We start from the raw sequence: 18857 nt of genomic DNA, 5'->3' as shown, positions 1-18857 counted from the left end.
TTAGATGTGACGGCGGGTTTGCACCACGCGGAAGCGGTTGGAGACGAACGCCGTGTCCGACAGCGCCGCGTTGGCCGCCGGGTTGGCGCCGGTGCCATGGAAGTCGCTGAAGGCCGCGGTCTGATTGACGAACACCGCGCCGGTCAGGTTCAGCGACAGCGATACGCCCGACACTTCGGCGGCGTCCTGGATCTGCTCGGCCACGCGCTCGTCCGTGGTGTAGGCGGACAGGGACAGCGCGCCGTGCTCGATGACGCTGTCACGCGCCAGCTGGATGCTGTGCGCCGTGGAATCGGTGGCCACGACAAACGCGATGGGACCGAACCATTCCTGGCTGAGCGCGGGGTTGCCGGCCTCGGTGCGCAGCAACAGCGGGGTGCGCACGCGCGCGTTCTCGAACTGCGGATGGACCAGCGTCTTGCTGTCGGCCACGACCGGCAGACCCAAGGCGCGCGCCTTCTCGATGCGCTCGACGATGCCTTCGTTCTGGATGGCGCCCGTCAGTTCGACGGCCTTGGCGGCATCGGCGCCGACCTTTTCCAGCGCCACGCCCAACGCGGCAGCCACGTCGTCGAAGCTGACCCGGCCTTCGGGCGTGTTGATGCCGTCGCGCGGCACGTAGATGTTTTGCGGCGCCGTGCACATCTGGCCGGAATACAGGGCCAGCGAGAACGCCAGGTTACGGGCCACGCCCTTCAGGTCCGAGGTCGAATCGATGATGACCTGGTTCACGCCGGCCTTCTCGGTGTAGACCTGGGCCTGGCGCGCATTGTTCTCCAGCCAGTCGCCGTTGGCGGTGCTGCCGGTGAAGTCGACGATCTTGACCGCGGGGTCCAGCGCCAGCTTCTGCGCGGTGTCGTCGCCCGCTTCATGGGCGGCAAGCTGCACGACGTCGGGATCGAAGCCGGCTTCCTGCAGCACTTCGCGCGCCACCTTCACGGTGATGGCCAGAGGCAGGATTGCGCCCGGGTGCGGCTTGACGATGACGGTGTTGCCCGTCGCCAGGCTGGCAAACAGCCCGGGGTAGCCGTTCCACGTCGGGAAGGTCGAGCAGCCGATCACCAGCGCGACGCCGCGCGGCACGATCGTGAAGTGCTTTTCCATGCGGATGGGATCGTTTTTGCCCTGCGGCTTTTCCCAGACGGCGACGCCCGGAATGCGCGACATCTCCTGCCAGGCGTAGGTGACGGCTTCAAAGCCGCGGTCCTGCGCGTGGGGGCCGCCGGCCTGGAAGGCCATCATGAAGCCCTGACCGGTGGTGTGCTGGACCGCGTAGGCGATCTGGAAGCTGAGCTTGTTCAGGCGCGCCAGGATTTCCAGCGACACGCCCACCCAGGCGTGGGGACCGGCGCGGCGCCAGTCTTGCAGCGCGCGCTTGGAAGCGGCGATCAGCTTGTCGGCCGGCACGCGCGGATAGGTGATGCCCAGGTCGAAACCATAGGGCGATTTTTCGCCGCCCACGACGCCGTCGGCATCGTGCAGGTTCAGCGGAAAGGGCTTGCCCTTGAGGGCTTCAAAGGCGGCGCGACCCTCGTCGTTGGCGGTCTCGCCATAGTTGCGCGGGCTGGGCGACTCGGCAAACGGGCTCCAGTAGCCGCGCAGCGCGGCGGCTGCCAGGGATTGTTCCAGCAGGGGCTGGTGGCGTTCGAAGAATTTCTGGGACACGCTTGTCTCTCCAATAAGATTTGAATGCTTGCCTGGCGCGCGCCGGGTCAGGTTTCCTGGTCGAAGTCGATGACCAGCCGGTCGCTGACCGGGAAGCTCTGGCAGCTCAGGATGAACCCGCGCGCGACCTCATAGTCTTCAAGGGCGAAGTTGGCGTCCATGTCCACCTCGCCTTCAATCACCTTGCAGCGGCAGGTGGAACACACCCCGCCCTTGCACGAATACGGCAGTTCGATGCCCTGTGCCAGCGCCGAATCCAGCACGCTGTCCTTGTTCTTGTCGATGACGAACATGCGGCTATGCCCGTCCTGCACCACGGTGACCTCGCACTGCCCCTTGCCGGGCGCCTGGCGGGCGTCCTGGCCGGTGCGCAGCGCGCGCGGGCCCTTCGGCGCGCCGAAGAGTTCGAACTTGATGTTCGACTTCGGGATGCCGCGCGCCTGCAACCGTTCGACCACGCTCTCCGTCATGGTCTGGGGACCGCACACAAAAGCGTAATCGATATCCTCCGGGCTCATCCAGGCCGACATGAGCTGATCGACCTTGTCCCCGTCCAGGCGCCCGTTGAAGAGCTCGATGTCCTGCGTCTCGCGGCTCATGACGTAGACCAGCGAAAAGCGGTCCATGTACAGATTCTTCAGGTCTTCGATTTCCTCGCGGAACAGCACCGCGGACGACGCGCGGTTGCCGAAGAACAGGGTGAACTTGCTCTTGGGTTCGGTCGACAGCGCCGTCTTGACCAGCGAAAAGACAGGCGTAATGCCGCTGCCCACCGCGAAGGCCACGTAGTGGCGCTGGTTCTCCGGCGAGAAGTCCACGGTGAAGTTGCCGGCCGGCGCCATGACTTCGAGCGTCTGGCCAGGCTGCAATTCGTGATTGGCCCAACTGGAGAACACGCCCTCGTCGACCTTCTTGATCGCCACGCGCAGGAGCTTGTCGCGCGGCGCCGAACAGATCGAATACGAACGGCGCAGTTCTTCGCCGTTGAGCTGCGTGCGCAGCGTCAGGTACTGGCCGGGCTGGAAGGCAAATTCTTCCGTCAGCGCCTCGGGCAGGTCGAAGGTCACGACCACGGCGTCGCGCGTGTTGCGCGCGACGGACGCCACCTTCAAAGCATGGAATTGGTTCTGGCTCATCTCGAAACCACTCTTTAGTGAGTCTTGAAATAATCGAAGGGCTCGCGGCACGAGACGCAGCGATACAGCGCCTTGCACGACGTGGACCCGAAATTGCTGACCAGGCGCGTGTCGCGCGACCCGCAGCGCGGGCAGGCGATGGCCGGCGCTGCCGTGCGGCGGCTGATGCCCGAGATGTCGATGGCGCGTTCGGCGGGGGCCGCGATGCCGTAACCCTTGAGGGCCTCGCGGCCTTTTTCGGTCATCCAGTCGGTCGTCCAGGCGGGCGCGAGGCGCGTTTCCACCCGGACCTCGGGCACGCCGTGGCGTTCGAGCGTCTGGCGGATGTCCTGCGTGATTTCGCGCATGGCGGGGCAGCCCGAATAGGTCGGCGTGATGACGACGACACAGGCGTCGCCGTCCCACGACACATCGCGCACCACGCCCAGGTCCACCACGGACAGCACGGGGATCTCCGGATCGGGAACCTCCTGCAGCCAGGCGTAGACCTGGTCGGCGGAAATGGGCGCGAGCGCGTTCACCACGTGGCTCCCGGGTAGGCGCGGGGCAGGTATTGCATTTCGGCCAGCACGTAGCCCAGCGCCTCGGTGTGCTTGCCCTGGCGGCCGCCGCGGTGCGCCGCGTGGTTTGCGGCCGCCTCGTCGGGCACCGTCAAGGTGGCTTCTTCCAGCACTTCGCGCACGTGCGCAAGCCAGGGCTGGCGCAGCGAGGCCAGCTCACAGCCGATGCCGCGCGCCGCGAGGTCCTGGTCGATGGCGTCATCAGCAAAGAGCTCGCCGGTGAAACGCCACGCGTCGTCGATGGCGGCCTGCATCTTGGCGTGGCTTTCGGCCGTGCCGTCGCCCAGACGCACCACCATGTCGGAGGAACGCCGCACGTGATAGGTGACTTCCTTGAGCGACTTGGCCGCGATGGCCGCAACGCGCTCGTCGGCGGACGTCTCCAGGCGCTGCAGCAGGAAGTAATGCCACACGTCGAACAGGAATTGCCGCGCCATGGTGTCGGCGTAGTTGCCGTTGTCGCGCTCGACCAGCAGCGCGTTGCGGAATTCGTGCGCGTCGCGCAGATAGGCCAGCGCGTCCTCGTCGCGGCCCGCGCCCTCGACCTCGCCGGCCAGCGTCAGCCACATGCGGGCCTGGCCCAGCAGGTCCAGCGCCGTGTTGGTCAGCGCCAGGTCTTCTTCCAGGATCGGACCGTGGCCCGTCCAGGCGCCCAGCCGCTGCGACAGGATGAGCGACGTGTCGCCCAGACGCAGCAGGTATTCAAAGAGTGCTTTATCCATGTCTCCCCCATCCGCCTTACATGTGCTTGATTTCTTCAGGCATCGGGAAGAAGGTCGGATGCCGGTAGACCTTGCTGTTGGCCGGCTCGAACAGCGGATCCTTGTCGCCCGGGCTGCTGGCCGAAATGTCGGAGGCGCGCACCACCCAGATGCTCAGGCCCTCGTTGCGGCGCGTATACACGTCGCGGGCATGATTGATCGCCATTTCCGCATCCGGGGCATGCAGGCTGCCCACGTGCTTGTGCGCCAGGCCGTGCTGGCTGCGGATGAAGACTTCCCACAGAGGCCAGTCTTTGCTCATGATGGATTTCCTCTAATGCCGGGGCGCATGGCGCCGACGGTCTGCAATAAATGAAATTGGGAACTGCGAATGCCAGAAATTTGACCGATCCCGAAGCGCCAGCAAGGGCCAGCGGGGCCGCGCGGATCCGGGCTCCGCCGGTCCGCTGCGGCGCCCCCCTGGGGGGGAAGCGCGCAGCGCTCCGGGGGGGGTGGAACCTTCAAGCGGCTTTACGGGCGGACTGCTTTTCGGCGTGGGCGACCAGCGCGTCGCGCACCCAGGCGCCATCCTCGTGCGCCTTGACGCGCGCGGCGAGGCGTTCGCGGTTGCAGGGGCCGTTGCCCTTGAGCACGGCGTAGAACTCGGTCCAGTCGATTTCGCCGAAGTCGTAGTGACCGCGCTCGGCGTTCCACTTCAGGTCAGGATCGGGGACGGTCAGGCCCAGGTACTCGGCCTGGGGCACGGTCTGGTCCACCATCTTCTGGCGCAGCTCGTCGTTCGAGAAGAGCTTGATCTTCCAGGCCATCGATTGGGCGCTGTTGGGCGAATCCGCATCCGACGGGCCGAACATCATCAGGGCCGGCCACCACCAGCGGTTCAGCGAGTCCTGCACCATCGCCTTCTGTTCGGGCGTGCCGTGCAGGCACATCTGCATGAGCAGGTCATAGCCCTGGCGTTGGTGGAAGGACTCTTCCTTACAGACACGCACCATGGCCCGCGCGTACGGGCCGTACGAACAGCGGCACAGGGGAATCTGGTTGATGATCGCCGAGCCGTCGACCAGCCAGCCGATCATGCCGATGTCGGCCCAGCTGAGCGTGGGGTAATTGAAGATGCTGGAGTACTTGGCGCGCCCGGCGTGCAGGTCGTCGATCAGGTCGTCGCGCGACACGCCCAGGGTTTCCGCGGCGCTGTACAGGTAGAGCCCGTGGCCCGCTTCGTCCTGCACCTTGGCCAGAAGGATGGCCTTGCGCTTGAGGGACGGCGCGCGGGTGATCCAGTTGCCCTCCGGCAGCATGCCCACGATTTCCGAGTGCGCGTGCTGCGAGATCTGGCGAACCAGGGTCTTGCGGTAGGCCTCGGGCATCCAGTCCTTGGCCTCGATGCGGACGCCGTCGTCGATGCGCCGCTGGAACGTCTGTTCCAGGCCTTCGAGCTGGTCCGCGGTCTTGACCTGCTTGACGCCGGTTTCGACGAGTTGAGCGTACATAGTTGTCTCCTTGAGACGGTTTGCGAAAACGCAAAGCAAACGCTGCGCAGTGCCGTCATGTCATGGATCGATTATTTAATACAAAAAATTCATTGTCAAACTCAAATCTGTATCACATTGGATTTATGTATCATATCCAGCATCCCGATATCGGCCGTCCGCGGCCCTCCTTATGGCAAACCCTCAGTCGCCCCTGGAACGCGCCCTGTCCCGCTTATTGAAAAGCGATCCGCCCCGCGCGAAATCGCTCTGCGTCAGCGTGCTGGGCGATGCGCTCGCGCCCCACGGCGGCGCCATCTGGCTGGGCAGCCTGATCGAGCTGCTCGCCCCGCTGGGCATCAACGAACGCCTGCTGCGCACCAGCGTCTTTCGCCTGGTGGCGCAGAACTGGCTGCAGTCCGAACGGCACGGCCGGCGCAGCCTGTACCTGATCTCCGAGCAAGGCGCGCGATATACGTCGCACGCGTCGCAACGCATCTACGAAGGCGGCGCCAAGGAATGGAACGGGGAATGGACGCTGGTCGCGTTGCCCCGCACGGGCAACGGACTGGCTGAGCGCGGCGAGTTGCGCCGCGAATTGACCTGGGAAGGCTTCGGCATGATCGCGCCGGGGCTGTTTGCGCATCCGCACACCGAGGCGCGCGCCGCGCACGAGATCCTTGAGAAGCTGGGCATTCCGGACCGCGCGCTGGTGCTGTCGGCCCGCGATCTGGCCGGGGCTGGCGGGCTGCCCATCGCCAGCCTGGCCACCCAGTGCTGGAACCTGGACGACGTGGCCGAGCAATACCGGCAGTTCTCGCGCAATTTCGGCCCGCTGGAAAAGCTACTGGACGACGCGCCCTCGCCCGCAGACGCATTTACCGTCCGCGTCATGGTGCTGCACAGCTGGCGCCGGATCGTCTTGCACGACCCGCAGCTTCCCGCCCCCATGCTGCCGGACAACTGGCCCGGCCACGCCGCCCGCGACTTATGCGGCCGGCTCTACTGGAAGGTATTCGATCCGTCCGAGATCCACCTGGATGCCCTGGCCGGCCAGGACAACGAACGCTATCGCCCGCTGTCGCCCGAGGTCGAAACCCGGTTTGGCGGGCGGCCGGCCTGACAGCCCCCCGTGCGGCCGCTCAGCGGTCTGCGCTGTCGGCGGGCATGACGACGCCCAGCGTATCGACGTGGCACGCTCCGGCGGCCGCGCGTCCCGCGCCGGGAAGCGACAGCCCGCGGCTGACCGCAATGAAAGATAGCGTCCAGCGCGCCTGAATCGGGCGGCCCAGCGCCGCCCCGCTGTCGGCCTCGATGCCGCTGGGCACATCCAGCGCCAGCACCGGCACCTGCAAGGCATTGACCGCATCGATCAGGGATTGCCATTTGGCATCCAAGGGACGGTTCAGGCCAATGCCGAACAGGCCGTCCATCACCAGATCAGGGGACGGTCCTTCAGTCAGGTCGTCATGCGTGCGTGCTTGACCGCCTGCGGCCAGCCAGCCGGCCCAGGCACGGGCAGCGTCGGCAGGCAGCTTGCCGGGGCCGGAAGGCAGCACCACATGGACATCGAAGCCCCGCGCCAGCAGCAGCGTGGCCGCTTCCAACGCGTCCCCGCCGTTATTGCCGGGACCGGCCAGGGCAAGCACCGAGGCCTTAGCGGGAACCCGCGCGGTAACGAAGTTGGCGGCCGCGGCGCCGGCAAGCGGCATCAGGGTGCGCCCGGATGCCAGGGCGCGCTGCTCTGCAAGACGGATCTGCGCGACGGAGTAGGACGGCATAAGCGAAGCGCGGCGGCAAGGCCGTGTGACGTTTGGAACCCGGCGGTCCGCCGCCGGACTCAGACCTTCAGGAAATGCTCGCGGTAGTACTTGAGTTCGTCGATGGACTCGTAGATGTCGGCCAGCGCTTCGTGGCGGCTCTTTTTCTCGAATCCCTTGTAGACGGCGGGGGCCCAGCGGCGCGCCAGCTCCTTGAGCGTGCTGACGTCCAGGTTGCGGTAATGGAAGAACTGTTCCAGGCGCGGCATGTACGCAAACATGAAACGGCGGTCCTGGCTGATGGTGTTGCCGCACATCGGCGATTTTCCGGCCGGCACATGCTGCGCAAGGAACGCCAACAGCGTATCCTCTGCCTGCGCCTCGGACACCGTGGAGGCCTTGACCTTGTCGATGAGCCCGCTTTTGCCGTGGGTGGATTTGTTCCAGTTGTCCATGGCGTCGAGCAGGCTGTCGGATTGGTGCACCACGATCACCGGCCCTTCGGCCACGACCGTCAGGTCAGGCTCGGTCACCACGACGGCGACCTCGATAATCCGTTCTTTCTCGGGGTCCAGCCCCGTCATTTCCATGTCGAGCCAGATCAGGCGGTTTTCGTTCGCAGCCATATAATTTGCCTTTAAAACACGCGATTTTCGCACATCCCTTCTTGAGCAAAACGCATTGCCCATGTTCACACTGCTGTTCGTTGCCTTCCTGCTGACCGATATTGCCGTGCGCATGTGGCTGGCGTCGCGCCAGATCCGCCACGTCGCCCGCAATCGGGACCAGGTGCCTGCGGAATTCTCCCATCGCATCGGGCTGACCAGCCACCAACGGGCGGCCGATTACACCGTGGCGCGGGTCAGGCTGGGCATGCTCGAACGCACCTACGATGCCCTCGTGCTGGTCGCCCTGACGCTGTTGGGCGGGCTGCAGTTCATCGACCTTGCGGTCAGCCAGCTTACCAGCAACGACTTCGCGCGGCAGATGCTGCTGCTGGTGACCGTGGCGCTGGTGCTGGGGTTGCTGGGCCTGCCCTTCACGCTCTGGCGCCAGTTCAAGCTGGAAGCGCGCTTTGGCTTTAACCGCATGACGCCCGGGCTGTTCGTGGCCGATGCCCTCAAGGGCCTCCTGGTCGCCGCCGTGCTGGGCCTGCCGCTGGCCGCCGCCGTGCTGTGGCTGATGGGCAGTGCAGGCGCCTACTGGTGGATCTGGGCCTGGGCGCTCTGGACGGTGTTCAACCTGGCGCTGCTGATCATCTACCCGATGTTCATTGCCCCCCTTTTCAACAAGTTCACGCCGCTTTCCGACCCCGAACTGGCCGGCCGCATCCAGCGCCTGGCCCAGCGCTGCGGCTTTGCCTTGAACGGACTCTTCGTCATGGACGGTTCGCGCCGCTCGGCGCATGGCAACGCCTACTTCACGGGCTTCGGAAAATCCCGCCGCATCGTGTTCTTCGACACCCTACTGGCGCGCCTGAACGCCGACGAAATCGAAGCCGTGCTGGCGCACGAGCTGGGGCATTTCGCCAAACGTCACATCATCAAGCGCGTAGTCTTCAGTTTTGCCGCCGCGCTGGTGTTCTTTGCCATCCTGGGCTGGGTCGCGCAGCAACCGTGGTTCTATGTGGGCCTGGGCGTGCTGCCGCAACTGGGTGGCCGCAACGACGCCATGGCCCTGTTGCTGTTCTTCCTGGTCATTCCCGTATTCACCTTCATGTTGACGCCTCTTGCCAGTTGGTATTCCCGCCGCGACGAATTCGAAGCGGACCGCTATGCCGCCGAGCAAAGCTCCCCGGACCGGCTGGTTTCCGCGCTGGTCAAGCTGTACGACGACAACGCCGCCACCCTGACGCCCGACCCCGTGCACTCCGCCTTCTATGACAGTCACCCGCCTGCCGCCGTGCGCATCCGCCACCTGATGGCGGCCGCCGCATGAGCGCGCCAATGGAAGGCCGCATCATCGCCGCGCATGGCCGCCACTACACCGTGGAACTGGCCGACGGCGCGCTACGCAAATGCTTCCCGCGCGGCAAGAAGACCGGCGCCGCGGTGGGCGATCGGGTCAAGATCACGCCTCAAGGCAAGGACGAAGGCGCCATCGACGCCATCCTGCCGCGCAGCAACCTGCTCTATCGTTCCGACGAAATGCGGTCCAAGCAGTTTGCGTCCAATGTGGACCAGCTGTTGATCGTCGTGGCCGTGCGGCCCACCTTTTCGGACGACCTGACGGGCCGCGCTCTGGCGGGCGCATGGAGCGCAGGCATCGCGCCGCTCATCATCCTGAACAAGACGGACCTGACCGACGAGCTGCCGGCCGCCCGCGCGCGGCTTGCGCCCATCGCGGCGCTGGGCGTGGATGTCATCGAACTGAGTGCGCTCGAGCCCGAAAAGGTCCACACCCTGCTCGCGCCGCGCCTGGCTGGCCGCACCAACCTGCTGCTGGGGCAAAGCGGCATGGGCAAGTCCACGCTGCTGAACGCACTGGTGCCCGACGCCGCCGCCGCCACGCGCGAGCACTCCACCGCGCTGGACATGGGCAAGCACACCACCACCAGCACCCGGCTCTACCATCTGCCGGCGCCGGGCGGCGACCTGATCGATTCGCCGGGATTCCAGGCATTCGGGCTGCATCACCTGACCCGTGACGACATCATCCGCGGTTTTCCGGAGTTCACGCAGCCCATCGAGGAATGCCGTTTCTACAACTGCACCCACCGCCACGAGCCCGGCTGCGGCGTGATGGCGGCGTTGCAGGCCGGCAGGATCGATCCTGCTCGCTACGCGCTGTACGAACGCATCCTTGAGGAAAACCTGGCAGGCCAGCAACGCTACTGACGCTTGGCGCCGCGCCATTGAAAACGGCCCCAATCGGGGCCGTCAGCGTGTGCGGGTCACGAAAACCCCTGCCCCAGGCGCGTCAGCGCGGCGTGAATCCGTGGCGCAGCAGGTGATAAAGATTGCGCAGCATTCCCGCGGTCGCGCCCCAGATGAAATGCTTGCCATACGGCATGCCGTAATACTGGCGCACCCGCCCATCATCCAGCCGGGCTTCGTACAGGCGGTGATTGGCCGGGTCCATCAGAAAGGACAGCGGCACCTCGAACACCTCGGCCACCTCGAACGCATCGGGCGCCAATTCGAACCCCGGCCGCACCAGCGACACGACGGGAATGATCGAAAAGCCGGTCGCCGTCAGGTACGGCGGCATGCTGCCCAGGACTTCCACGTGATTGGCCGGCAAGCCGGTTTCCTCTTGCGCCTCGCGCAGCGCCGCCGCCACGGGCGTGGCGTCGCTGGTCTCGATGCGACCGCCGGGAAAACTGATCTGGCCCGCGTGATCATGCAGGTGCGCCGCGCGCTGCGTCAGCATGATGTTCACGCCCTCGTCGCGGGTCACCAGCGGAATCAGCACGGCGGCAGGCACCGGCGCGCCCTCTCGTCCGGGATAGCGCAGGTCGTTGTCACGCGACAACTCCAGCGTCCAGGTGGACGGCTGGCTCAGCGTGCCTCGCAGCGAGTCCGGCGTGAGCAGGCGGGTCGGCACAGGCGGCAGCGCTTCGTTGGCCACCACCCACGGTTGCGTCGCGGGATCGAAGCCGGGACGCGCCAGCGGCCGTCGGGGCCGCGCGGAAGACGAGGAATCAGACATACGGCTCAGAAATAAGAAAAAAGGCACCCTCGCAGGTGCCTTTTTAACCCGGAAACCCGTGCCGGACGGAAACGCGGGTTGGCGTGTACGTCCGACACTGGCAGGGCCGTGTACCGATAAGCGATCAAGCCGCGTTGGCTTGCTTGCTGACCAGCTTTTCCTTGATGCGAGCCGACTTGCCCGAGCGCGAGCGCAGGTAGTACAGCTTGGCGCGGCGCACGTCGCCGCGGCGCTTCACTTCGATGCTGGCGATTTGCGGCGAGTACAGCTGGAACGTACGTTCCACGGCTTCACCCGACGAAATCTTGCGCACGGTGAACGCGGAGTTCAGACCGCGATTGCGCTTGGCAATCACAACGCCTTCGAAAGCCTGCACGCGCTTGCGGGTGCCTTCGACAACGTTGACGCTCACGATGACGGTGTCACCAGGAGCAAATTCAGGCTTGGCTTGACCGCCGGTCAGACGGGCAATTTCTTCCTGTTCCAGGATAGCGATGAGGTTCATGTGAACTCCTAGATCATCATGCCTTTGCGGGGTAATACTTTTGCCGTTCAGTATTGTGAGTGCTATGCCGCAAGCAGAGGATGAGATTTGGCAAACCGATGATTCTACACCAAAATTCCGCCAGGCCTCGGGTAACATCTGCGGCTTGAGCATGGTTTGCGGTACCCTTCCAACTCCCTGTAACAAACACGTCATCTGACGCTGTTCCCCCCATGTCGTACTCGTCCCTGTTATTGGTCGTCCTGGCGGCGATGGCCCACGCCACGTGGAACCTCCTTGCCAAGCGCGCGGCCATGGTGGGCGCGCCCTTCGTCTTCGCGTACGGCCTGTGCGCCTCGGTGCTGTATGCGCCCTGGGTGATCTGGGTGTTGATGCACGACGGCATGAACTGGACCTGGCCCGTCGTCGGGGCAATCCTGGCGTCCAGCCTGTTGCATCTGGGCTACAGCCTGTGCCTGCAACGCGGCTATCAGGTGGCCGACCTGTCCGTGGTGTATCCGATTGCCCGGGGCACCGGCCCGCTGCTTTCCACCACGGGCGCCTTCCTGCTATTGGGCGAGCCAGCCACCAGCACCGGGATTGCGGGCATGCTGTGCGTGGTGGCCGGGGTGCTGCTGATCGCCACCCAGGGACGGCTGGCCATCTTCAAGCAGCCGCAGGCGTGGATCGGCGTGCGCTGGGGTGTGGTGATCGGCCTGTTCATCGCCGCTTATACGGTGGTGGACGCGTACGGCGTGAAAGTGCTGCTGATCAGCCCGGTGCTGTTCGACTGGTTCACCTGTGTAACCCGCACCGCGATGATGACGCCCCACATGCTGCGCCGCCCCACGCATTCGTGGGAATCCATGCGCGGACATTGGCACCTGGCGCTGGCCGTGGGTTTTCTGTCGCCGCTGGGGTACATCCTGGTGCTGTATGCACTGCGCAACGGCGCGCCGCTGAGCCTGGTGGCGCCAGCCCGCGAAATGTCCATGATGCTCGGCACCCTGGCCGGCATGTTCCTGCTGCGTGAAAAAGTGGGCGTCGGCCGTCTGGCCGGTTGCGTGTCCATTCTGGCGGGCGTGATCCTGTTGGGATCGAGCTGACCGCCGCGTGGCAGCGTATTCAGAATCCGCCCGCCACGCCCAACCACATCAGGCCGGGAATCATTGCGCCCCAGGCCAACACCAGCACGACGTCCGTGATCATGGCTTTCATGGTGAGCTGGTTGGCAACGGGCTGAGCCTTGGCGTCACCGATGCTGTGATCACGCGCGCCCGAGGCGACCGGCACGGCTACGGGAACGGGAGCGGCGGCCGGAGCCGGAGCCGAAACGCTCGCCGGGGTGTCGACCGCGGGAGCGCCTGCCGCAGGACTGATGGCCACTTCCTCAGGCGTGGGCGCCGGCGGGAACGGCCAGCGGGCGGGCATGCGGATGGCACGCGTGCGCGGGCCAGAGGCCGAACCGCTCCAGGGCAAGGCCATGCCCGTCAGGCTGGCGCAGAACGCGCGGGCGCGGTTGGCGCCACGGCGCAGCGGGTTCAGGGAAACGGCGAGCTCATCCTGCAGGACGGAAAAATCAGCGGTGTTCATGGGAACTCCTTGGATAAACGTTCCAGCGCCGAGGCGATTCGCCCTGGCATGCACCCGAGGCAACAGCAGCCTGCGGTCAGTCGAACAAAGACAATTGGCCGGCGGCCATGGCGCGCAACTGGCGCGCACCGCGCCCGTACGCGCCGCTGACCGCGGGCAAACCACCAGGAAAAGGGACCCCTGAAGACGCTTTCGCGCCAGCCGGGGATGGGAAATCGGAGTCGGCACCGCCGGCATCACCCGGCGTAGCCGCGGCCGGGCCCGCCGGAGCCGCAACCGCAGCCGCGGACGCAGCGTCGAAAAGCGACGCTGAAGCACCAGGCCCCACGGGCGGCACGAAGCGGCTGCAATCGAGCGACAGGCGGGCGCGGTTGAGCCCCAACTTGCGCGTCGCAACCGCGAAGCGCTGGCGCAACAGGTCGGCCCAGATGCCCGTTCCGCGCATGCGCGACCCGAAGTTGGGATCGTTGCGGCGGCCGTTGCGCAGGTCTTCGATGCGATGCAGCACGCGCTGCGCGCGGTCGGGATAGTGGGCGTTGAGCCAGTCTTCGAACAGGGTCTTGACCTCCCAGGGCAGGCGCAGGACCGTGTAGCTGGCGTAATGCGCGCCGGCGGCCTTGGCTTCCTGGAGGATGTGTTCCATGGATTCGTCGTTGATGAACGGGATGACCGGAGCCACCAGGACGCCCACCGGCACGCCGGCGTCGGTCAGGCTGCGCACCGCTTCAAGGCGGCGCCACGGGGCGGCGGCGCGGGGTTCCAACGTGCGGGCCATGCCGGCATCCAGCGTGGTGATGCTGATGTAGACCACCACGAGGTTCTGCTGCGCCAGGGCGGCCAGCAGGTCCAGGTCGCGGGCCACCAGCGCGTTCTTGGTGACGATGGTGACCGGATGGCGGGTTTCGAGCATGAGCTCGAGCATGCCCCGCGTCAGGCGCCAGTCGCGTTCGATGGGCTGGTAGGCGTCGGTAGCCGAGCCAATGTTGATGGGCGACGGCTTATAGCCGGGCCGAGCCAGCTCTGCGCGCAGCGCTTGCACGGCGTTGGCCTTGGCGACCAGGCGGGTTTCGAAGTCCAGCCCGGGCGAATAGCCCAGGTAGGAATGCGTGGGCCGGGCATAGCAATACACGCAACCGTGCTCGCAGCCGCGGTACGGATTGGCGGCGACGTCGAAAGGAATGTCTGGGGAATCGTTGCGCGACAAGATCTTGCGCGCTTCTTCCGCAGTGACCGTGGTCTTGGGTGCGGACGGCGCGCAGCGGGTGTCGGGCAGGATGGGGATAACGGGGGAGAAGACCGCATCGCTGGCGTCCGGCGCGTTATCGGGGACGGAGTCGATGAAATCGGCCGGCAGACCGGACGCGGACCAGCCGTCGTCGACCTGGACGCGGTCATCGCGTTGGAAGCGATGCCGAACATTAGTAACCGCACCCCGACCGCGCAAGGCGGCGGGGGCGGCAGCCGGGGACCCAGAACCGGCGGGAAAAGAATGATCGGTGCGTGCCATAAAAACTACTGTACAAAAACACAGTGGTTTTGACAAGCACCAAAAGCCTTTTCGTCAGACAGCCCAACTTTACCGCAAGAAGAAGACATCGTCTGAACAATTCGATTTCATCTTGCGATATCGCCCGGGAACCCGCGCCAACATTAGGTTTGGACGAAAAACAACATGAAAATCCGGGGCAAAATTCAGCGATTTCGCCCCGGATTGCGGCTTACCGCAGCATGCCGGCGGCAGCCGTCTGATGCGTGGCCTCGTCGATCAGAATGAACGCGCCGGTTGCCGCCACATCGTCGTAGCGATCGACCGCGAGCGACTCGCGCGTGGTGAGCGTCACGCGTCCGATGTCGTTCATGCGCAGCGTGCCTTCGGTGTTCTCGACTTCCTGCAGTTCGTGGATGTCCCGATGCGACAGCACCGCACGCACCTTCGCCGACGTCAGACGCGTGCCCGACTTGAGCAGATACTTGCGCGCCGGATTCAAGGCCTGCGCGTCCAGCCAGCACAGCTCGGCTTCGAACTCGCGCGACACCTGCGCCGGCGCGGCCGTGTGCACGATCACGTCACCGCGCGACACGTCGACATCGCGGTCCAGCACCAGCGTAATGGAGTCGCCCGCCACCGCTTCGTCAAGCGTGCGGTCGAATGCGCGCACTTCCTGCACCACCGCCGTCACCCCAGATGGCTGCACCGTCACCGCGTCTCCCGGGCGCACCACGCCACTGGCGAGCCGGCCCGCGTAGCCGCGGAAATCATCGGCGCGCTCGCCGCCATGGCGCGCCACCCACTGCACCGGAAAGCGCAGCGGCAACGCGCGGCCGTCGCCCGACAAATCCAGCGATTCCAGGAGCGCGAGCAGCGGCTGCCCGTCGTACCAGGGCGTCTTGCCGGACAGCGTGACGACGTTGTCGCCGCTCAGCGCCGACAACGGCAACGCGTCGAAATGCGCGATGCCCAGCTTGCCGGCCAGGTCCGCATAGGCGTCGCGGATGCGTTCGAAGACGGCGCGGTCCCAGTTCACCAGGTCCATCTTGTTCACCGCGACGACGATATGGCGTATGCCCAAGAGGCGCGCGATGGTGCTGTGCCGCTTGGTCTGCGGCAGCAGCTTGCCGTCGGCGGCGCGGGTCGCGTCGATGAGAATGACCGCGACATCCGCGGTCGATGCGCCTGTCACCATGTTGCGCGTGTACTGCTCGTGCCCCGGCGCATCGGCGATGATGAATTTGCGCGTGGGCGTCGAGAAGTAGCGGTACGCCACGTCGATGGTGATGCCCTGCTCGCGTTCGGCTTCCAGGCCGTCCGTCAGCAGCGAGAAATCGATGCCGTCGCCCGCGACGCGCTTGTGCTTGGCGCGCGAGATCGCATCGAGCTGGTCGGCAAATACGCCCTTGCTGTCATACAGCAGGCGGCCGATCAGCGTGGACTTGCCATCGTCAACGGAGCCCGCCGTGATGAGGCGCAGCACGCCGGTGTCGGCGCCGGAAAGAAAGGAATCGTTCAGTGCGTTCATGAGGGTCCCCAGACGCCGGCATGCGCCGGCGCGTCTTGTCGTTCAGAAATAGCCTTCCTTCTTGCGGCGCTCCATGGAGGCCTCGGAAGTCTGGTCGTCCATGCGCGTGGCGCCGCGCTCGGTGATGTCCGTCACGGCGGTCTCGGCGATGATGGCCATGGTGTCGCCGGCGTCGGAGGCGACCGGGCACGTGCACGAGATATCGCCCACCGTGCGGAACCGGACCGACAGGCGTTCGACCTGTTCGCCCTCGGCCGGCGGGGTCAGGCGGGTGACGGGCACCAGCAGCCCCTTGCGGCGCACCACCTCGCGCTCGTGCGCGAAGTAGATCGACGGCAGCGCCAGCTGTTCGCGCTGGATGTACTGCCAGACGTCCAGCTCAGTCCAGTTCGAGATCGGGAAGACGCGCATGTTCTCGCCGCGATGCACGCGCGTGTTGAACAGGCTCCAGAGCTCGGGACGCTGGGCCTTGGGATCCCACTGGCCGAACTCGTCGCGGAACGAAAAGATGCGTTCCTTGGCGCGCGCCTTTTCCTCGTCGCGACGCGCGCCGCCGATGCAGGCGTCAAAGCCGAATTCCTCGATGGCTTCCAGCAGCGTCACCGCCTGGGCCGCATTGCGCGAGTCGGTCTCGCGGCGCAGCACGACGCTGCCGCGCTTGATCGAATCCTCGACGCTGCGCACGATCAGCGTCTCGCCCAGCTCGGCCGCGCGGGCATCGCGAAAGGCGATCACCTCGTCGAAGTTATGGGCGGTGTCGATGTGCATCAGCGGAAACGGGAAGCGGCCGGGCCGGAAGGCCTTTTCGGCCAGGCGCAGCAGCACCACGGAATCCTTGCCGCCCGAAAAAAGCAGGACGGGCTTTTCGCATTCGGCCGCGACTTCGCGCAGGATGAAGATCGCTTCCGATTCCAGCCAATCCAGGTGGCTGCGTTGAATAACAGCAGACATAGGTTTTCCCCTAAAACGATTTTGAATTCATGGCCGCGCTCAATCGGCGCGCGCCGCAATGGTGATGACCCGGTTGCCCGCGTGCAGGCCGCATTCCTTCGAGTCGGACGATTCCCACCACCACCGCCCTGCCCGCAGGTCCTCGCCGGGGCGGATGGCGCGCGTACAGGGTTCGCAACCGATGGACGGGTAGCCCTGGTCGTGCAGCGGGTTGTAGGGAATGCCGAGCGCGCGGATGGCGGACCAGATGTCGTCCTCGCTCCACTCGGCCAGCGGGTTGAATTTGTAAAGCCCGAAGGTCTTGTCGTCCTCTTCGAGCAGCAGCTCGCCGCGCGTCGTGGACTGCGCGCGCCGCTGTCCGGTGATCCAGGCGCCGCGGCCGGCCAGCGCGCGCTTGAGCGGCTCGACCTTGCGGATCTGGCAACAGGCCTTGCGCAGCTCGACGCTTTCGTAGAAAGCATGGGCGCCATGCGCGGCGACGTGTTCGTCGACTGCCGCCTGCACGGGCCGGTACACCGTGATCTCGCGGCCGTAGCGTTCGCGCACGGCATCCAGCACGCCCAGCGTCTCGGCATGCAGCCGCCCCGTGTCCAGCGTGAAGACCTCAAGATCCAGGTCCGAGCTGTAGATGGCATGCGTCAGCACCATGTCCTCGGCCGCCAACGACGAGGCCAGCGCGGCATCCGGGTAACGCCGGCGGATGTCCGCCAGCCGCCCGGTCAGGTCGCGCCAGCGCGCCGCCAGGGCGGGTTCAAGTTCTGAAGTGAGTTCCGTTGTGGTCATGGTTGCACCGCGAAAATACGGGCGCGCCGGGGACGCGCCAGCAGGATCTCGCCATCCTGCAGATTGAGTTGCTGATAAAGGGATTCGGGCACCTCGGCCTCGATGATGGCGTCCGAGTCCTGGCGCGCCAGTTCCAGGTATGCGCTGGGGCCTGCCAGATAGGCGTGAGACAGCCGAACGGCAATGCCCTCGGCGCCAGCGCGGTAGCGCTCGACCTCGAACTCATGCGGCCGCACGTAGGCCGTGGCGCGCTGCGCGTCGGCCTGCGCCAGTTCCGGGGCCGGCAGCGACAGGCCGGCGCCTTCCCACACCCCGCGCGTGGCGGTGCCTTGCAGTTGATTCACGTCGCCCAGGAATCCGTAGACGAACGGCGTGGCCGGACTTTCCCAGACCTCGCGCGGCGTGCCCACCTGCTCGATGCGACCGGCGTTCATCAGCACCACGCGGTCCGAGACTTCCAGCGCCTCTTCCTGATCGTGCGTGACGAACACACTGGCCACGTGCAGTTCGTCGTGCAGCCGCCGCAGCCAGCGGCGCAGCTCCTTGCGCACCTTGGCGTCCAGCGCGCCGAAGGGCTCATCGAGCAGCAGCACGCGCGGCTCGACCGCCAGCGCCCGCGCCAGCGCGATGCGCTGGCGCTGCCCGCCCGACAGCTGCGCCGGATAGCGGTCGGCCAGCCAGTCCAGTTGCACCAGGCTCAGCAGGTCATGCACCTTGCGCTTGATCTGATCCTCGGACGGACGCTGCGAGCGGTGCTTGACGCGCAGGCCGAAGGCCACGTTCTCGAACACCGTCATATGCTTGAACAGCGCATAGTGCTGGAACACGAATCCAACTTGGCGCTGCCGCACGTCCACGGCAGTGGCGTCTTCGCCCGCGAACAGCACGCTGCCCGAATCGGCCGACTCCAGCCCGGCGATGATGCGCAACAGCGTGGTCTTGCCGCAGCCCGACGGCCCCAGCAGCGCCACCAGCTCGCCGGTCTCGATGTGCAGCGACACATCGTTCAGCGCCTTGAACTGGCCGAAGCGCTTGGATAAATTGCGTACTTCGATACTCATGCCTA

The 18857-nt window shown here is 65.8% G+C and carries 20 protein-coding genes; 4 read left to right on the top strand and 16 right to left on the bottom strand.

The window, feature by feature from the left end:
• From paaN to paaA, 6 genes are all read right to left on the bottom strand, one after another.
• Positions 1–1665, bottom strand: a complete 1665-nt coding sequence (gene paaN / locus H4P35_RS07245; protein ID WP_128827755.1) for a phenylacetic acid degradation protein PaaN — start codon at positions 1663–1665, stop codon at positions 1–3.
• 47 nt (positions 1666–1712) lie between these two features.
• Positions 1713–2801, bottom strand: a complete 1089-nt coding sequence (paaE, locus tag H4P35_RS07240; RefSeq protein ID WP_056322336.1) for a 1,2-phenylacetyl-CoA epoxidase subunit PaaE — start codon at positions 2799–2801, stop codon at positions 1713–1715.
• Positions 2802–2815: 14 nt separating this feature from the next.
• Positions 2816–3322 carry a 1,2-phenylacetyl-CoA epoxidase subunit PaaD gene (gene paaD / locus H4P35_RS07235; RefSeq protein WP_062838680.1) on the bottom strand — a complete coding sequence of 169 codons (507 nt, stop codon included), beginning with the start codon at positions 3320–3322 and terminating at the stop codon, positions 2816–2818.
• Positions 3319–4083, bottom strand: coding sequence for a 1,2-phenylacetyl-CoA epoxidase subunit PaaC (gene paaC / locus H4P35_RS07230; protein ID WP_226848536.1), 765 nt, complete (start codon positions 4081–4083; stop codon positions 3319–3321). Before paaC ends, paaD begins: the two co-directional genes overlap by 4 nt.
• A gap of 16 nt (positions 4084–4099) precedes the next feature.
• The gene (paaB, locus tag H4P35_RS07225) at positions 4100–4384 is read right to left on the bottom strand and encodes a 1,2-phenylacetyl-CoA epoxidase subunit PaaB (protein WP_006388300.1); all 285 of its coding nucleotides are present in this window, start codon (positions 4382–4384) and stop codon (positions 4100–4102) included.
• 199 nt (positions 4385–4583) lie between these two features.
• Positions 4584–5573: a 1,2-phenylacetyl-CoA epoxidase subunit PaaA gene (gene paaA / locus H4P35_RS07220; protein WP_062838626.1), complete on the bottom strand. Its 990-nt coding sequence runs from the start codon at positions 5571–5573 to the stop codon at positions 4584–4586.
• 172 nt (positions 5574–5745) lie between these two features.
• Between paaA and paaX the strand changes: the two genes are divergently transcribed.
• Positions 5746–6675, top strand: a complete 930-nt coding sequence (paaX, locus tag H4P35_RS07215) for a phenylacetic acid degradation operon negative regulatory protein PaaX (RefSeq protein ID WP_175156251.1) — start codon at positions 5746–5748, stop codon at positions 6673–6675.
• Between the two features lie 19 nt (positions 6676–6694).
• Here the strand turns inward: paaX and H4P35_RS07210 are convergent, their stop codons facing one another.
• Positions 6695–7333 carry an NAD(P)H-hydrate epimerase gene (locus tag H4P35_RS07210; RefSeq protein WP_226848535.1) on the bottom strand — a complete coding sequence of 213 codons (639 nt, stop codon included), beginning with the start codon at positions 7331–7333 and terminating at the stop codon, positions 6695–6697.
• A 59-nt stretch (positions 7334–7392) separates the two neighbouring features.
• Positions 7393–7938 (bottom strand): oligoribonuclease, encoded by a 546-nt coding sequence (gene orn, locus H4P35_RS07205; RefSeq protein ID WP_062838623.1) that lies wholly within the window; start codon positions 7936–7938, stop codon positions 7393–7395.
• A gap of 61 nt (positions 7939–7999) precedes the next feature.
• On the opposite strand from orn, the gene H4P35_RS07200 reads away from it, so the two are divergent.
• Both H4P35_RS07200 and rsgA read left to right on the top strand, forming a co-directional pair.
• Positions 8000–9250 carry a M48 family metallopeptidase gene (locus tag H4P35_RS07200; protein ID WP_152383786.1) on the top strand — a complete coding sequence of 417 codons (1251 nt, stop codon included), beginning with the start codon at positions 8000–8002 and terminating at the stop codon, positions 9248–9250.
• Positions 9247–10149: a ribosome small subunit-dependent GTPase A gene (rsgA, locus tag H4P35_RS07195; protein WP_062838621.1), complete on the top strand. Its 903-nt coding sequence runs from the start codon at positions 9247–9249 to the stop codon at positions 10147–10149. Before H4P35_RS07200 ends, rsgA begins: the two co-directional genes overlap by 4 nt.
• Positions 10150–10231: 82 nt before the next feature.
• Here rsgA and H4P35_RS07190 read toward each other — a convergent pair whose 3' ends face one another.
• Together H4P35_RS07190 and rplS are read right to left on the bottom strand one after the other, a co-directional pair.
• A complete protein-coding gene (locus H4P35_RS07190) occupies positions 10232–10963 on the bottom strand; it encodes a CoA pyrophosphatase (protein ID WP_128827751.1) in 732 nt (243 codons plus the stop codon).
• 124 nt (positions 10964–11087) lie between these two features.
• Positions 11088–11468, bottom strand: a complete 381-nt coding sequence (gene rplS, locus H4P35_RS07185; protein WP_056322312.1) for a 50S ribosomal protein L19 — start codon at positions 11466–11468, stop codon at positions 11088–11090.
• Between the two features lie 212 nt (positions 11469–11680).
• Between rplS and H4P35_RS07180 the strand changes: the two genes are divergently transcribed.
• Positions 11681–12553 carry a DMT family transporter gene (locus tag H4P35_RS07180; protein ID WP_108696456.1) on the top strand — a complete coding sequence of 291 codons (873 nt, stop codon included), beginning with the start codon at positions 11681–11683 and terminating at the stop codon, positions 12551–12553.
• 19 nt (positions 12554–12572) lie between these two features.
• Here H4P35_RS07180 and H4P35_RS07175 read toward each other — a convergent pair whose 3' ends face one another.
• The 6 genes from H4P35_RS07175 to H4P35_RS07150 all read right to left on the bottom strand — a co-directional run bounded on the left by H4P35_RS07175 (position 12573) and on the right by H4P35_RS07150 (position 18852).
• Positions 12573–13040: a hypothetical protein gene (locus H4P35_RS07175; RefSeq protein WP_226848534.1), complete on the bottom strand. Its 468-nt coding sequence runs from the start codon at positions 13038–13040 to the stop codon at positions 12573–12575.
• A 76-nt stretch (positions 13041–13116) separates the two neighbouring features.
• On the bottom strand, positions 13117–14547 hold the full coding sequence (locus H4P35_RS07170; protein ID WP_226848533.1) for a PA0069 family radical SAM protein: 1431 nt from the start codon (positions 14545–14547) through the stop codon (positions 13117–13119).
• Positions 14548–14758: 211 nt separating this feature from the next.
• Positions 14759–16057 carry a sulfate adenylyltransferase subunit 1 gene (locus H4P35_RS07165; RefSeq protein ID WP_062838618.1) on the bottom strand — a complete coding sequence of 433 codons (1299 nt, stop codon included), beginning with the start codon at positions 16055–16057 and terminating at the stop codon, positions 14759–14761.
• Positions 16058–16099: 42 nt separating this feature from the next.
• Entirely contained in the window at positions 16100–17008 is a 909-nt protein-coding gene (cysD, locus tag H4P35_RS07160; RefSeq protein ID WP_152383782.1) for a sulfate adenylyltransferase subunit CysD, read from the bottom strand.
• 39 nt (positions 17009–17047) lie between these two features.
• Positions 17048–17791 (bottom strand): phosphoadenylyl-sulfate reductase, encoded by a 744-nt coding sequence (locus H4P35_RS07155; protein WP_152383781.1) that lies wholly within the window; start codon positions 17789–17791, stop codon positions 17048–17050.
• A complete protein-coding gene (locus H4P35_RS07150) occupies positions 17788–18852 on the bottom strand; it encodes a sulfate/molybdate ABC transporter ATP-binding protein (protein WP_223574717.1) in 1065 nt (354 codons plus the stop codon). The genes H4P35_RS07155 and H4P35_RS07150 overlap by 4 nt, the downstream gene beginning before the upstream one ends.
• Positions 18853–18857: the final 5 nt, after the last annotated feature.

The sequence above is a fragment of the Achromobacter sp. 77 genome, from assembly GCF_020541125.1.
In the GTDB taxonomy this organism is placed as follows: domain Bacteria; phylum Pseudomonadota; class Gammaproteobacteria; order Burkholderiales; family Burkholderiaceae_B; genus Achromobacter; species Achromobacter mucicolens.
The sequence above is the reverse complement of the archived record's forward strand: the minus strand, read 5'-3'. Positions and strand labels throughout refer to the sequence as shown.

What these genes read in the sequence shown, in the direction of transcription:
- paaE (WP_056322336.1), bottom strand. Translation starts at nt 2,801, where the DNA reads ATGAGCCAGAACCAATTCCATGCTTTGAAGGTGGCGTCCGTCGCGCGC.
- paaC (WP_226848536.1), bottom strand. Translation starts at nt 4,083, where the DNA reads ATGGATAAAGCACTCTTTGAATACCTGCTGCGTCTGGGCGACACGTCG.
- paaB (WP_006388300.1), bottom strand. Translation starts at nt 4,384, where the DNA reads ATGAGCAAAGACTGGCCTCTGTGGGAAGTCTTCATCCGCAGCCAGCAC.
- paaA (WP_062838626.1), bottom strand. Translation starts at nt 5,573, where the DNA reads ATGTACGCTCAACTCGTCGAAACCGGCGTCAAGCAGGTCAAGACCGCG.
- paaX (WP_175156251.1), top strand. Translation starts at nt 5,746, where the DNA reads ATGGCAAACCCTCAGTCGCCCCTGGAACGCGCCCTGTCCCGCTTATTG.
- H4P35_RS07210 (WP_226848535.1), bottom strand. Translation starts at nt 7,333, where the DNA reads ATGCCGTCCTACTCCGTCGCGCAGATCCGTCTTGCAGAGCAGCGCGCC.
- orn (WP_062838623.1), bottom strand. Translation starts at nt 7,938, where the DNA reads ATGGCTGCGAACGAAAACCGCCTGATCTGGCTCGACATGGAAATGACG.
- H4P35_RS07200 (WP_152383786.1), top strand. Translation starts at nt 8,000, where the DNA reads ATGTTCACACTGCTGTTCGTTGCCTTCCTGCTGACCGATATTGCCGTG.
- rsgA (WP_062838621.1), top strand. Translation starts at nt 9,247, where the DNA reads ATGAGCGCGCCAATGGAAGGCCGCATCATCGCCGCGCATGGCCGCCAC.
- H4P35_RS07190 (WP_128827751.1), bottom strand. Translation starts at nt 10,963, where the DNA reads ATGTCTGATTCCTCGTCTTCCGCGCGGCCCCGACGGCCGCTGGCGCGT.
- rplS (WP_056322312.1), bottom strand. Translation starts at nt 11,468, where the DNA reads ATGAACCTCATCGCTATCCTGGAACAGGAAGAAATTGCCCGTCTGACC.
- H4P35_RS07180 (WP_108696456.1), top strand. Translation starts at nt 11,681, where the DNA reads ATGTCGTACTCGTCCCTGTTATTGGTCGTCCTGGCGGCGATGGCCCAC.
- H4P35_RS07175 (WP_226848534.1), bottom strand. Translation starts at nt 13,040, where the DNA reads ATGAACACCGCTGATTTTTCCGTCCTGCAGGATGAGCTCGCCGTTTCC.
- H4P35_RS07170 (WP_226848533.1), bottom strand. Translation starts at nt 14,547, where the DNA reads ATGGCACGCACCGATCATTCTTTTCCCGCCGGTTCTGGGTCCCCGGCT.
- H4P35_RS07165 (WP_062838618.1), bottom strand. Translation starts at nt 16,057, where the DNA reads ATGAACGCACTGAACGATTCCTTTCTTTCCGGCGCCGACACCGGCGTG.
- cysD (WP_152383782.1), bottom strand. Translation starts at nt 17,008, where the DNA reads ATGTCTGCTGTTATTCAACGCAGCCACCTGGATTGGCTGGAATCGGAA.
- H4P35_RS07155 (WP_152383781.1), bottom strand. Translation starts at nt 17,791, where the DNA reads ATGACCACAACGGAACTCACTTCAGAACTTGAACCCGCCCTGGCGGCG.
- H4P35_RS07150 (WP_223574717.1), bottom strand. Translation starts at nt 18,852, where the DNA reads ATGAGTATCGAAGTACGCAATTTATCCAAGCGCTTCGGCCAGTTCAAG.